The sequence below is a fragment of the Niveispirillum sp. FG148 genome, from assembly GCF_057809655.1.
In genome coordinates, this window is record NZ_JBMDKJ010000017.1 from 43,280 (window position 1) to 57,526 (window position 14,247).

Annotated in this window: 9 protein-coding genes; 2 read left to right on the forward strand and 7 right to left on the reverse strand. The window is 63.3% G+C overall.

The genetic code is table 11. From position 1 onward, the window contains the following. Positions 1-111: 111 nt before the first annotated feature. Entirely contained in the window at positions 112-2,883 is a 2,772-nt protein-coding gene (locus ACODTW_RS17475; RefSeq protein ID WP_488947339.1) for a TonB-dependent receptor plug domain-containing protein, read from the forward strand. Between the two features lie 56 nt (positions 2,884-2,939). Beyond that, entirely contained in the window at positions 2,940-4,892 is a 1,953-nt protein-coding gene (locus ACODTW_RS17480; protein ID WP_488947340.1) for an N-acyl-D-amino-acid deacylase family protein, read from the forward strand. Positions 4,893-4,991: 99 nt separating this feature from the next. On the opposite strand, the gene ACODTW_RS17485 is transcribed toward ACODTW_RS17480, so the two are convergent. The 7 genes from ACODTW_RS17485 to ACODTW_RS17515 form a co-directional block, all read right to left on the reverse strand. After that, complete coding sequence (locus ACODTW_RS17485) at positions 4,992-5,612, reverse strand: helix-turn-helix domain-containing protein (protein WP_488947341.1); 621 nt, start codon at positions 5,610-5,612, stop codon at positions 4,992-4,994. A 68-nt stretch (positions 5,613-5,680) separates the two neighbouring features. Continuing rightward, positions 5,681-6,796 carry a YkvI family membrane protein gene (locus ACODTW_RS17490; protein ID WP_488947342.1) on the reverse strand — a complete coding sequence of 372 codons (1,116 nt, stop codon included), beginning with the start codon at positions 6,794-6,796 and terminating at the stop codon, positions 5,681-5,683. A gap of 152 nt (positions 6,797-6,948) precedes the next feature. Next, positions 6,949-8,487 (reverse strand): M20/M25/M40 family metallo-hydrolase, encoded by a 1,539-nt coding sequence (locus ACODTW_RS17495; RefSeq protein ID WP_488947343.1) that lies wholly within the window; start codon positions 8,485-8,487, stop codon positions 6,949-6,951. Beyond that, positions 8,484-9,740, reverse strand: a complete 1,257-nt coding sequence (locus ACODTW_RS17500) for an MFS transporter (RefSeq protein ID WP_488947344.1) — start codon at positions 9,738-9,740, stop codon at positions 8,484-8,486. The genes ACODTW_RS17495 and ACODTW_RS17500 overlap by 4 nt, the downstream gene beginning before the upstream one ends. Beyond that, positions 9,733-10,947: a serine hydrolase domain-containing protein gene (locus ACODTW_RS17505; protein WP_488947345.1), complete on the reverse strand. Its 1,215-nt coding sequence runs from the start codon at positions 10,945-10,947 to the stop codon at positions 9,733-9,735. Before ACODTW_RS17505 ends, ACODTW_RS17500 begins: the two co-directional genes overlap by 8 nt. A gap of 82 nt (positions 10,948-11,029) precedes the next feature. Further along, entirely contained in the window at positions 11,030-13,183 is a 2,154-nt protein-coding gene (locus ACODTW_RS17510) for a TonB-dependent receptor (protein WP_488947346.1), read from the reverse strand. A 467-nt stretch (positions 13,184-13,650) separates the two neighbouring features. Continuing rightward, positions 13,651-14,238 carry a carboxymuconolactone decarboxylase family protein gene (locus tag ACODTW_RS17515; RefSeq protein WP_488947347.1) on the reverse strand — a complete coding sequence of 196 codons (588 nt, stop codon included), beginning with the start codon at positions 14,236-14,238 and terminating at the stop codon, positions 13,651-13,653. Between the last annotated feature and the right edge of the window lie 9 nt (positions 14,239-14,247).

Consider the following 14,247-nt stretch of genomic DNA (forward strand, 5'->3'; position numbering starts at 1 on the left):
TAAATATGCCGATAAGAAATTTATTTGACAATAGGAATATCTATGTCACGTTAGCCACAAGCAGGCGGCAATGCCTGTCATAAGGTTAAATCGGAACAGGGGAACGAAAGCATGGTTCGGAACAAGCGAGCGGGGACGTGGCCGGTTGCCCGTATCCGTGGTCTGGCGGCGGTGTCCGTTCTGGCGATGCTGGCTTGCCAGACAGCCGCGGCACAGGAAACCGTGGAACTGGAAGAAATCATCGTCACAGGCACGCGCGTGGCCCGGACGGGCTTCACCGCGCCGACCCCGACGACCGTCGTCGATGTGGAGGAACTGGCCCGCTCCGGCACCGGCAATATTGCCGCTGCCCTTAACCAGTTGCCGGCCTTCCGGGCGACCTTTACGCCGGCGTCGCGCGTGCTGGGCACCGCCAATATCGGCGGCAGTTTCATGGATCTGCGCGGGCTGGGTACCAACCGCACGCTGGTACTGGTCAATGGCCGCCGGCATGTTGCCGCCTCGGCCAGCGGTCAGGTTGATATCAATATGATCCCGCAGGCCCTGGTCAAGCGGGTGGATGTGGTGACGGGCGGTGCGTCTGCTGCCTGGGGCTCCGACGCCGTGTCGGGCGTCGTCAATATCGTGCTGGATGACACGTTCGAAGGCGCCAAGGCCAGTGTGCAGACCGGTGTCAGCGACGAGGGCGACAGTCAGGAGACCACGGCGGCGGCTGCCTTCGGCACTGCTTTCGCCGATGGGCGCGGCCATGTCACCCTGTCCGGCGAAGCCTTCACCGGCAAGGGCATCACCAACCAGACCGATCGCGACTGGGCGCGGCCCGACTACCAGACGATTGCCAATCCGCTTTATGCAGCCGGCAACGGGCAGCCGCGCTATCTGATCGCCGCCAATGTCCACCAGACCAACCGGACTGAGGGCGGGCTGATCCTGGGGCCGAGCACGCTGGCTGGGCAGCAGTTCCTGCCCGGCGGCACGCTGGCCCCGTTCGTCCGCAGCGCGGTTTCGGGCGCTGCCTATCAGATCGGCGGGGATGGCATCAACCAGGGCAAGTACAATTCCTTGGTCGCCCCCTATGACCGGCAGAACATCATGGGCACGCTGCGCTATGATCTGGCCGACAATGTCCGTCTGCGCGCGGAAACCACCTATGCGGCCAGCCAGTCGATCAATGAGGTGACGCAGGCCTTCAATGTCAGCGCCCCCTATACGATCAGCGTCGACAATGCCTTCCTGCCGGCCAGCCTGCGCAGCACCATGGTGAACAATAAGATCACGTCCTTCACCATGGGGCGCATCAATACCGATTTCGGTTTCATGACCAGCGATGTCGAAACCAACAGCTTCCGGCAGGTCGCCGGTCTGGACGGTGATTTCGGTGATGGCTGGAACTGGTCGGCCTATTACCAGTATGGCCGCACGCGGGCCAAGAACGTCCTGCATGGCAATGTGAACACGTCCAAGCTGGCCAAGGCCACCGACAGCGTGCTGGTGGGTGGCAACGCCGTCTGCCGCGTCAACGCCGATGCATCCACGACCAATGATGATCCGGGCTGCGTGCCGGTCAACCTGTTCGGCTATGGCTCGCCGTCATCGTCGGCCATCGCCTATTTCACCGGGGACCAGCTGTATGATGTGCGCGTGTTCCAGGATGTGGCGGCCGCCGACCTGAAGGGCGAGCCGTTCAACACCTGGGCCGGCCCGGTGTCCACCGCCGTCGGCTTTGAATATCGCAAGGAACGGGTGAAGGTCCTGACCGACCCGGTGTCGGAAGCCAGCGGTTATCTGATCGGCAATCCCAAGGCCCTGGCCGGCGACTATTCGGTGAAGGAAGGCTTCGCCGAGATCGTGGTGCCGCTGGCCAAGGACACGGCCTTTGCCGATGAGCTGGATTTCAATGCCGCGGCACGCCTGACCGATTATTCGACCAGCGGCAGCGTCACTACCTGGAAGGTCGGCACCACCTATCGCGTGACGGATCAGGTGCTGTTGCGGGCCACGAGGTCGCGGGACATCCGCGCACCGAACGTGACCGAGCTGTTCACGGCCCAGATCACCTCCTTCTCCACGGTGATCGATCCCAAGGATAACAGCTCCGCCTTCATCCCGGTCTATACGGGCGGCAACAAGGGCCTGCAGCCCGAAAAAGCCGACACACTTACGGCCGGCATCGTGCTGGAGCCGGACTTCGTGCCGGGCCTGCGCCTGTCGCTGGATTACTATGACATCAGCATCGACGGCGCCATCCAGACCCTGTCGGCGCAGGCCATCGTCACGCGCTGCTTCAATGGCAACAATGCCCTTTGTTCGCTGGTCCAGCGCAACAGCGCCAACACCATCACCTCCGTCTCGCCGCTTTATGTCAATCTCTCGTCGGTCAAGACGGAGGGGTTGGACATGGAGGCCGCCTATACGCTGCCGGTTGGCGACGGGCACCTGACGTCGCGGCTGCTGGTCAATTACGTCTCCCGCCTGTCGACGGATGACGGCGTGACCGCCGTGGATCGCGCCGGCGAAGTGGGGCCGAACAACAATGGCGTGCCCCACTGGCGCGGGACCGCCAGCCTGACCTATGCCCTGCAGGGGGCATCGGCCACGGTGCGCGGCCGCTATATCGGCGGCGGCAAGTACGACAACACCTATACGGCGGCCGATATCAACGACAACCATACCGGCAGCGTCGTCCTGCTGGATCTGGCGGCGGACTATAAGCTGCCGGACATGGGTGACGTGGGCTTCCAGGTTTTCGCCAACGCCAATAATGTGCTGGACCGCGATCCGCCGGTTCTGCCGTCAACCTTCCAGAATGCCTTCGGCACCAACCCCATTCTTTACGACCTTGTCGGGCGCTACTTCCTGGCTGGCTTGCGCGTGACCTACTGACCCGACCGAACTGCCGGGCCGCCGTCGGGTGGCCCGGCTTGCACAGGAGAACAATCATGACGCGCACCTCCATGATCAGGACCTTGCTGCTGTGCGGAACGGTGATGGCGGGCCTTGCCGGTGCCCCGGCGGCCCTGGCGGCGGACCCCGCCTATGATGTCATCGTGCGCAACGGCATGGTGGCCGATGGCACCGGCGCCAGCCTGTTTCGCGCCGATGTCGGGATCCGTCAGGGCTATGTAATCGCGGTCGGTGACCTGACGGCGGCCACGGCCGGCCGGGTGATTGATGCCAAAGGGCTTTATGTGACGCCGGGCTTCATCAATGCCCACGATCATTCCCTGCCGGCGGCCCTGGCCACCGCCACCAACATGTTGCAGCAGGGTGTGACGACGGAGATCATGAATGCCGACGGGTCGGGAGAAACCGACATCCGTAAGCAGATCGACAATTATGCGGCCCCCGGTCTGGCCGTGAATATCGGCGCCCAGATCGGCTTCAACGCCGTCTGGACGCAGATCGTGGGGCGGACGGACATACGGCCCACCGAGGCGCAGATCAAGACCATGGGCGATATGCTGGTCGCCCAGATGCAGGCCGGCGCCTGGGGCGTCTCCTCCGGTCTGGATTACAAGCCGGCCTTCTTCGCCCGCCCAGCGGAGGTGACGGCTGTCATCAAGCCTGTCGGGCCCTGGCGGACCTATTTCCAGAACCATGACAAGCTGAGCCCGGAGAACAATTTCTCCTCCGTCGCCGGCATGCGCGAAACGGTCGAGATCGCGACCGCGGCCGGTCTGTTGCCGGTCATCACCCACATGAAGGTGCAGGGCCATGAACAGGGCAAGGCTCAGTTCATGCTGGACGAATTTTCCGCCGCCCGGGCCAAGGGCCAGGAACGCGGCATCGACGTCTATCCCTATCTGGCCGGCGCCAGCACGCTGACCGGACTGACGGTTCCCGGCTGGGCCATGGATGGCGGCTATCAGCAGTTCCTGGTTCGCATCAAGGACCCGGCGACCCGGGCGAAGATTGCGGTGGAGATCGAGCAGGCCATCAAGGCGCGTTTCACCGGTCCGGAGGACATGTGGATCCTGGATGCCGAGATCAAGCTGAGCGACGCCATGCGCCAGCGGGGTGCCGGAATGGGCGAAACGGTCATCCAGCTGCTGGAGAAGGCTGACATGCGCGGCATCTTCAAATTCGGCAAGGAAGAGGATCTGGAAGCCATCCTGCGCTATCCCACGGCGGCCGTCTCCTGTGATTGCGGGTCGCTGCCCGATGATGGCTTGGCTGCCAATGGCCGGTTCCCCCATCCGCGCTTCTACGGCACCTTCCCGCGTGTCCTGGGCCATTATGTCCGCGAAAAGGGGCTGTTGAGCTGGGAAGACGCCGTGCGCAAGATGACCGGCCTGCCGGCGGCCATGATCGGCATGGTCGATCGCGGCTATCTGGCACCGGGCATGGCCGCAGATCTGGCGATCTTCAACCCTGCCACCATCATCGACAAGGCCGACTATGCCAACCCCACCGCCCCGTCGGTCGGGATGGAATATGTGCTGGTCAACGGCGTGGTGGCAATTGAAGGCGGCAAGCCCACGCGGGCGAAGGCTGGCGGTGTCCTGCTGCGTGCGCCGGACATGCCGGCGCGCATTGATCATGGCGGCGACCGCAAGGCCGCCGGCAAGGCCACCCTGGCCGCGTCGGAGGGGGCCCGCACCGATGGTCTGACGCTGGATTACGCGCTGGCGCAAGGGGCGGGCGATCATGTCGCCAAGGGGCATTTGCGCGTGAAGGGAGCGGATGGCCGCATCGTTCTGGAGGCCAGCACCGTCGGCCTGTTGCAGACGGCGCCGGGATGGGTGGCCGTGACCGGGGTGACACAGGAACCGACCGGCCGTCCGAAGGCTTTCACCATGATCAGCGACGAGGGCAACCCGACCGCTGCCCCGGGGCGGAAAACCCTTTCCCTTTATGTGGACGGCAAGCTTTCCTACCAGTCAGCGCCATAGTCCCGGCCGGCACCGGCGGCGTCTGTGTAAAAGAAAAGGGGTGAGCGGTGCAATGCCGCTCACCCCTTTTTGCCGTGCACGCGGGTGGGAGTGGGCCGGTTACGTCAGGGCATCCTTGCCCGAACTGCACACGGTCATGAAACGACAGGGTTCGTCTGAGGTCGAAATATAGGCATGGCCCATGGAGCTGTCGAAATACATGCTCTGTCCGGCCTTGAGCCGCGTCGGCTCATAGAACTCGGTATAGACATCCATCTCGCCGGATAGGATGAACAGGAATTCCTGGCCCGGATGGCGGATCAGGGGCCCGAAATCGGCCAGGGACCTGGCTGTCGTCCGCCCCAGGATCGGCACCATGTCCTTGTGCGAGAAGTTGGGGCACAGGTACCAATATTCATACCATTGTGTCTTGACGTAGGTGCCCCCTTCCACGTCCGACATGTCGCGGCGGCCGGTAATGGCGGGACGGGGCGTGCCGCTTGCGCCGGCACCGCCGCCCGGCGTCTCCTCGCCCGCGAACAATGCCGACAGCTCCACGCCCAGCCCCTCGGCCAGCTGGATCAGCTTGTCGTAGGTCATGGACATCTGACCGTTCTCCACCTTCGAGATGGTGGAGCCGCTCAGGCCCGCCCGGCTGGCCACATCGGCAATGCGCAGCTTCTTGGCGGTGCGGATCGCCTTCACCCGCTGTCCAAGCAATGTCGTATGGTTGATCGTCATCTAGTCACCGGGTTTTCGAACTCGGGATTTCCTATCATAAACACGGAATTCCGCAAGCCGTTGCCCGATCAGGCGTCGGTTGCCCGGGGACGGCGCAGGATGCGGGCCAGCCCCAGGGTCACCAGCGGCAGAACGAAAACCACCAGGAAAAGCACCGCCAGGAAACGGTAGCCGTTGGCAATCAGCGTGACCAGCCCGAACCGGTCCGCGATGAACATGCACCCGAACAGCAGCGTTGCCGCGACGAGGCCGCGCCCCGTGGTGCCCAGCGCCTGGCCGCGGCGGGCCTGCCAGACCCCGGCCAGCCGTTCATTGATGGCATGGATGGCCCCGGTGCCGCTTTCCAGCAAGGCTGCGAAGATCATGAACTGGAACAGCAGGTGGAACACGGGAAGATCCAGCTTTCGCAGCATGAAGTCGGACGGCAGCGTTTCCTGCGTGATGCCGGGATAGAACCCCACCATGCAGACGAAGAACAGCAGGGCCGGGGCCATGGCCAGCGGTCCCGCGACCAGGCCGGCGATGACGGCGTCGCGCCGGCTGGTCAGATGGCGCAGGACCGGCAGAATCATCACGGCCCCGGCGACATTATAGGCGGCATAGGTGATGCCGCCCGTGGCCCAGCCGTCGGCCGGCACCGGAAGGGTGAAATTCTGCGCGATCTGGTCACCAAAGGTCGACAGGGCCAGCAGCAGGAACAGGGCATAGACGCCATAGAGCAGGAAGGAGACATATTTGAACAAAGCCTCCACCGCTTCATTGCCAAAGGCCGCGAATCCCGCCATGCACACGGCCAGCAGCAATGTACCCGCCAGTTTCGGCCAGTCGAACAGCGCCGCCCCGATTTCCCCCGCTGTGGCGCCGAAGACGGACAGCAGCAGGACGACCAGCAGCATGTAGGCCAGTTCGAACACAATCCAGCCCGGCCCCAGCAGGTGGGCGAAGAAGCTGCGATAATCCAGGGCGCCGACCGTGCGGGCATAGGCAAAGGTCAGAGCGGCCAGCCCGGCCCATACCAGGGTGGCCAGAAGCATGCCCCCGACACCACCCCAGGGTCCGGCCGGCATGAAGAATTCGACCAGTTCACGTCCCGTGGCATAGCCGCCGCCGATGACCACGGCCTTGAAGGCGAAACCCGGCAGCAGGAAGCGCTGAAACCAACTCGGTCGCGTAACCGCACTCATGATCATCCTCCGCCATTACGGCCGGCTGGAAATTGCTACATACCCATATCCTACATATCAAAATTCACATTGGAACTAAATTTTCTTATAGGAAAGATAATTCACTTTAGCGCTGGACAGGCTGTTGCTGATCCATGGTCCGGCCGCTGTGGTCAGTCGACCAGCGGCTGGTTCAGCAGGCTGTAGAGCGCCTTGACGCCATCCAGGTAATTGCCCAGGCGCAGGTTCTCGTTCGCCGCGTGCTGGTTATTGTCGTTGTTGACCAGGGGAACCAGCAGCACCGGAACCTTCAGCGCTTCCACCAGCGGGGCCGTGGGCACGGTGCCGCCCATGACCGGGATACGCACCGGCTCCTGCGCAAACTGCTGACGGAACGCCCTGGCGGCCCAGACGCCGATCGGCGCGTCCAGCGGCGTCATCAGGGCAGCCGTGCTGACCCCGGCCTTCAGGGAGGCCAGCTTCGGGTATCGCCGGCGCTCCTCCTCGCTGGGCACGCCATCCACCAGATGATAGCCCTGTCCGGCCACCCAATTGCGAACCAGGTCGACCTGACGGTCGAACGGGGTGGCGGGCAGGGTGCGGATATCGAAGCTGGCGGCGGCCTGCGCGGGCAGGATGGAGCGCTGGCTGTCGATCTCTCCCGATTTCATGGCTGTGATATTCAGCGACGGATAGTTGATGGCTTCCTGATAATTGGCGCCCAGCCGCTCGGCCTCCGCGATGCCGATGCGCGCGCGCATTGCCGCCTCATCATCGGGGACAGATGCCAGGACGCGGCGCGTCACCTCGCTGCGGTCGACGCCGTCATAAAAGCCGGGGACCAGGACACGGCCGTCGGCGTCCTTCAACCCGGCCAGCAGCGTTGCCAGACTTTGCGCCGGATTGGGCGCATAGTTCCCGTAATGCCCGCTATGCAGGTCGCCCTTGGGGCCGAACAATGTCAGGGTGAACACGCCGATGCCGCGATGGCCGAAGACCAGGGTGGGCCGGTTGCTGGCATGCATGGGGCCATCCAGGATGACCACGGCATCGGCGGCCAGCAGGTCACGGTTGCGGTCGATCACGTCCTTCAATGTGGGGGACCCGCTTTCCTCCCGACTGTCCAGGATGATCTTGACGTTGATGGCGGGGCTTTTGCCCAGGGTCTTCATCGCGTCCATGGCGGCCAGCAGCATGGCGATGGGGGCCTTGTCATCGGCGGCGGAGCGGGCGAACAGGCGCCATTCCGGATCGACGGGACCGGCGGTCAGCGCCTCAAGCGGCAGGGTCTCCCACTTGCCGTCAGTTGCCTTGCGTTTCAGGACGGGCTGGAACGGGTCGGCTTGGTTCCATTCCTTGGGGAAGACTGCCTGGCCGTCCATATGGGCATAAAAAAGGACGGTCTTGCGCACCGTGCTGCTGCCCGGCCATTGCGCAAAGACCATCGGGGTATCGCCATCCTCCAGCTGCTGGGCGGCAAAGCCCCGCCGCTTGAAGGCCGCTTCGGCCCAGTCGGCGTTGCGGTGCATATCCGGGCCGGGCAAATGTGCCAGATTGGGCAGCTTCAGGAAGTCGATGAATTCCGGCAAGGATGCGGTTGCCGCCGCGGCCAGCGCCTTGTCCTGCTTCGACGGCGTCCCGGCCATGACCGGGCAGGTGGCAAGAGCGGCAAGACACAGGAACGGCAGAAGCCGGTACAGGGGGCGCTTCATCCTTGAACCCTTTTCTCCGACATGGGGCGTGGCGCCAACCCTGCCACATGCAGGATCAGGAATGACGCACTGACGATAAGCAATAGCATTATCGATAATAGGAAAAAATGGTCATAACCGCCATCCCGATCGAACAGCCAGCCCGCCAGCAGGGGGGACAGCGCCGCCCCCAGCATGAAGGCGCCATAGACGATGCTGAAATTGCCGGTGTAATGGCAGCGGTCAAAGCAGCGGGACACCAGATAGGCAACGATATCGACCTCCGCCCCCACCGTGAAGCCGATCAGCAGGATGGGCAGCATGGCCGCTCCGGCACCATAGAAACCCAGCAGGCCGATGCCGGCCGCTGCCGTCAGGAAGATGCCGGATCCGACCAGACCGGTGGAAAACCGGTCCAGCAGGAAGCCGGTCCCCAGGCGCCCGATGATCACGGTGGCGCCGATATAGGCCACCAGCCCCGCTGCGGCGGGCGATGACAGTCCGGCACCCAGCAGCATGGGCATCAGGTGGACAACATAGCCGTTCACGGCCAGCGCAATGGCGAAGATGATCAGGCAGATGCCGGCCAGCAACCAGCGCGCACGCCGGTCCTGCGCCGGGGCCGGTGCTGCCGTCCGGTCGCCGCCTGCCATCTCCGGTCCGGCCAGGGTGATGCCACGCAGGCCGACATGGACCAGGATGGCGATGGCGAACAGGATAGCGGCCAGCACCTGATAGCCGGCCTGCCATCCCGCTGTCCGGATCACCGGTTCCAGGACCAGGGGCGCCAGACCGGCGCCGATGCCCGTTCCCGACATGGCCACGCCGATGGCAAGGCCCCGGCGTTGTTCGAAATGCTGGATGATGGCGCGGGTGTAGGTGACGGGTGACGCACCGGCGGCCAGCACGGCCCCCAGGACATACAGCGCCCAGAAGGGCCGGATGTCGCTGCCAGTGACGGACAGGGTCAGAAAGGTCAGGCCCAGCATGAAATGTCCGGAACTGGCCGTCCGACGCAGGCCGAAGCGGTCGATCAGCCGGCCGATGCCCAGCATGACCACGGGCAGGGTGAAGCCGAAAAGCGTAGCCGCCAGGGTGATGTCCGTCCGGGTCCAGCCCTTGGCCTGCTCCAGCGGGGCGATGAACAGACCCAGACTGTAGAAGGGGATGGCCGTGGTGGCCATGCTGATGCCCAGGGTCGCGACGACCAGCAGCTTCCAGCCGCTGGCGAATTCGCGCGGCTGTGCCTGCGCCTTGCGCGCGCCGTCAGACATTGTAGGTGGCGTTGATCAGTGCTTCGCAGCGGTCGCCAACCCCGGCCCCGCCGCACATGAAATTGGGACTGTAGCTGAAGGCCAGCCGGTTTTCCGGGTCGGCGAAGCCGATGGCACCGCCGGCACCGGGATGACCGAAAGCTCTGGGGTTGGTGCCAAACGGCAGCAGCGGCGGGTAATTCAGGAAAAAGCCCAAGCCATAGCGGAACTGGCGGTCTGTCATCTGGCAGGTGCCCTTCCAGGCTTCCGTCCGGGCCTGTTCCATCAGATCGCGGGAAATCAGATGGACGCCGTCCAGCGAACCGCCATTGGCCAGGGCCGCATAGACGCGCCCGATACCACGGGCATTGCCGCAGGTGCCGGATGGCAGAAGCGACCGCCGGTATTGTTCGGAATTATAGTCGGACCCGGCGGGGCGGATATGCCAGGCGCGACCCAGCTTCGTGCTGCGGTCGCGGATCTGCTGCAGGGTTGTGCTGTCGGGATTGGTGACCAGGAAGGCCGTGCGCGCCAACCGCTCATCATCCAGGCCATAACGGTAATCGGCACCGATGGGCCGGCTCACCTCCTCCTCGAAGAAGATGTTGAAGCGCCGGCCATCCACCTTTTCGATCAGGGCGGCCATCAGATAGCCCATGGACATGGAATGATAGGCGCCCTTGGTCCCCGGTTCCCATTCCGGCTTCTGCCGGGCCAGTGCGTCGAACATCGCCGGCAGGTCGAACATCGATCCGTCCGGCGCGGCGTCGGCATAGATCAGTCCGGCCTTGCCCTGCATCAGGGTGCGGACGCTGATCTTTTCCTTGCCGTTCTGGGCGAATTCCGGCCAGTAGCGGGCGACCGGCGCATCCAGGTCGATCCTGCCCCGGTCAACCAGCATCAGCACGCTGAGCACCATCATGGATTTGCCGACCGATTGCATGTGCACGATCGTGTCACGCTCCCAGGGCGTGCCGGTATGGGGATCGGCGATGCCGCCCCAGAGATCGACCACGGGCTTGCCGTCCTTGTAGACGGCGACGGCGGCGCCCAGTTCCTGCCGGCTGCGGAAATTCTCTTCAAACGCTTCCTTCACGCGGGCGAAGGCCGGATCGCAATGGCCCTTCATGGGGCTTCCAGCAGCCAGCGCGGGGGACGGCCAGGCAATCCGCGTCAGCGCGGCCGCACCCATCCCCGCCAACAACCCGCGCCGACTGAACCGCGTCATGTCATCTCTCCCGATTACTGGTCTTGATCCATCCAATGAAAGGGCCCGGGCCTGCCGTTGCGTGCAGGTCCGGGCGCCCGGGTCAATAGGTGTAGGACAAGCGTACGCCAAAGGTGCGGGGATCGCCCGGCGTCCCAGCGGGAACGACGGTATAGGTTCCCGCCGACAGCAGGTAATATTCATTGCCCAGGTTGCGGCCATAGGCAACGACGCGCCAATGGTCGTCCGGTGACGTGTAGGTGATGTTCGCGTTCAGCAATCCGTAGCTGGGCGAGCTTTGCACCATGTCATTCACGACCGTGTAATATTGCCGGCTTTTCCAGCCATAGTCGGCATGGAAGTCCAGCGTGCTGCCGTCCGGCAGCCCGTAATTATAGTTGGCATAGATGGTGTAGGACCATTTGGGCGCCGAATTCAGATATTTGCCCGTCGCATCAAACGTACCGCCCGTGATGGGCGCGCCGGGGAAATTCTTATAGGTGGCTTCCAGGCGGCTCAACGTGCCGCCGATATCCAGATCGTTGGTGACCTTGGCCTCCAGCTCCACTTCCAGCCCCTTCACGGTGGCATCGGCGGCGTTGGTGATGTCAGTCACGCCGGGCGTGATGAAGGCGGAGACCTGCAGGTCGGTATAATCGTAATAGAAGGCCGAGGCGTTGAACCGCAGGCGCTTGTCCAGCAGGGTCGACTTGAAGCCGCCCTCATAGCTCCACAGCTTTTCCGGATCGTAGCCCTGGATGCTGTTGCCCGAGGAGAAGTTGAAGCCGCCCGATTTGAAGCCGCGCGTGGCGGAGGCATACAGCATCACGTCGTCGGTGACGTCGTAATTCAGGCCGAACTTGGGGGTCCAGGCCTTGTAATGCCCTTCGCGCTGATATGTGCGCGGGTATGTCGCCAGGGGCAGGCCGGTGACGGTCGACAGGATGTTCAGGTTCTGGTCGAAATCCTTCTTCTCGTCGGAATAGCGGATGCCGACGGTTGCCGTCAGCGCATCCGTCAGATCGTAGTCCAGCTGCCCATAGGCGGCATAGGCATCCGTGTCGATGATCGGCTGCGGTTTCGTGATCCGGTTCAGGATGTTGGAGACGACACCGGCCCCGCCATTGGCAATATGCTCGTTGAAATAATAAAGCCCGAACACATAGCGCAGCGCGTCCAGGCTGCCGGACAGGTTCAGCTCCTGGGAGAACTGGTGCTGGCTTTCCGTGGAATTTGTATATTGCTTGTTCAGATCGGAACCGTCGGTGTCGGCGATCTGGAACTGCTTGCCGCGGCGGTAGGCGCTCAGCGACTTCAGCCGCGCGGCCGGGCCCAGATCATAATTGATCTCGCCGGACACGCCCTTCATGGTGCGCTCATAGACCGACGCCGTGTCGGCCGCAAATTTGTGCCAATCGCCGCGGATGCTGGCGGTCACGGGATCTTCCGGTCCCCCGGTCACGGGGTAATATGGCGCCAGCAGCACATGATTGATGGCGGGCAGCCCCTCATCCTTCATGTAATCGGCGCGGATCAGCATCTCCAGCTTTTCGGTCGGCGTGAAGCGGATCTGACCGCGCGTTGCCCAGTTGTCTTCCGAGGCGCGGTCATTGCCGGAGGCGACGACATTTTCCCAATAGCCGTCGCGCTTGCTGCGCGAGGCGGAGATGCTGGCCGACAGTTTTTCGGCGACCAGCGGTCCGCTGATATAGCCCTCGGAGCGCCAAAGATCATAATTGCCGACAGTCTGCTGGAATTTGGCCTGCACCTTGTCATCGGGCTTGCGGGAAATGACGTTGATCGTGCCACCCACAGAGTTGCGCCCGTACAATGTTCCCTGCGGACCGCGCAGCACTTCGATGCGCTCCACATCCAGAAAATTGAAGAAAGCGCCGTTGGGCCGCGCAATGAAAGTGCCGTCCAGGTGGACAGTTGAACTGGTCTCTCCGCCGCCGCCCGTGATATTGGAACCGATGCCGCGGATGTAGATCTGTGCGGCGTTGCCATTCTGGGCGATGACCAGATTGGGCGTGGAAATGGCTAGGTCGCGGACATCGCGGATGCCATTTTTGTCAAGAAAATCTGGCGTGTAGGCGGAAAGCGCGATCGGCGTCTCCTGCAGCCTTGTCTCCCCCATCTTTGTGGCGGTTACGATGATCTCCTCAAGCTTCAGTTCTTCTTCCGCCCGCGCCCCGGGTGTGGCTGCCAGTGCAACGGCGCCAAGCATAAGGAGCGTCTGCAAGTTACCCGTTTTCATTTCTGCACTCTCCTGTTCTCAAGATGAGGCTTCATCCAATGATATTTATTATCCAGATTTCTGGTTGCCGGGTTCGTGCCGGCTTTTGGCCCCTCTGTCGACTGACTCCGCCAGGGGAGGTCTCTTGGGGGCTCCGTCCGATTACGGCCGGGGCGAGGGGGCCATCCCTGGTCGCCCTTATCCCGGCTGCAAATGCCGCATGAAGGATACTAAGCCACAAAGTGTCGGCAGTAACAAGGATGATAATATTGGTGCGGCATGAATTTCCTTTCCATTCCGCTGTTTGGCGCCTGAATTGCCGGGGGGTGAGACTGAGACACCAGGATAGTGCAGACACTTTCCCGAAAGCTGTGGCAAATGGTCTGCGTGTCCGATGGATAAGGCGCCCCATCGGGCGGCGAATGATGGCCCCCTAAGGGGGGGCTTAGTCAGTGTCGGCACTTTGACCGGGGGTAATAGGGTGTCCCTCAGCCATGCTTGCCGACCTCCCAGCCATCCGACGCCAGGACGGTTGTCGCGAACCGGTGGGGCGTGGCCTCCAATGTGGTGGCGATCGTGTCGTTCCAGCGATTGAAGAAGCCGTAAAGGGCGATCACGGCCACGATTTCCACCTGTTCTTCCCGATTGAAATGGCGGGACAATTCCAGGAAATCGCCGTCGCTGACGGCGTTCGGGGTCTGGCCGGCACCGACGGCCACGGTCAGCGCCGCGCGTTCGGCGTTGCTGAACAGCGGGCTGCGTTCGTAATTCCAGATATCGGCGATCTTGTCGGCGGCGACGCCGTGGGCACCCGCCCCGGTCGCCGTGTGGGCCGAGCAATAGCGGCAGCCTGCCGCCCGGCTGGCCATGTAACCGACCATCCACTTCAAGCCCGGATCGACCGTTCCGGCCCGCATGACGCTGCCCCACAGGGCGCCGCTGGCCAGCAGGATATCGGGGCGGTAGGCCAGCGTGGGCACGCTGTTGGGCAATTCGTGGAAATCATCGCCGATGAAGGACAGATCGACCGACCGGGCGGCCAGTTCCGCCGGTGTCAATGGGGGGATGCGGGCCATGGTTGTTCC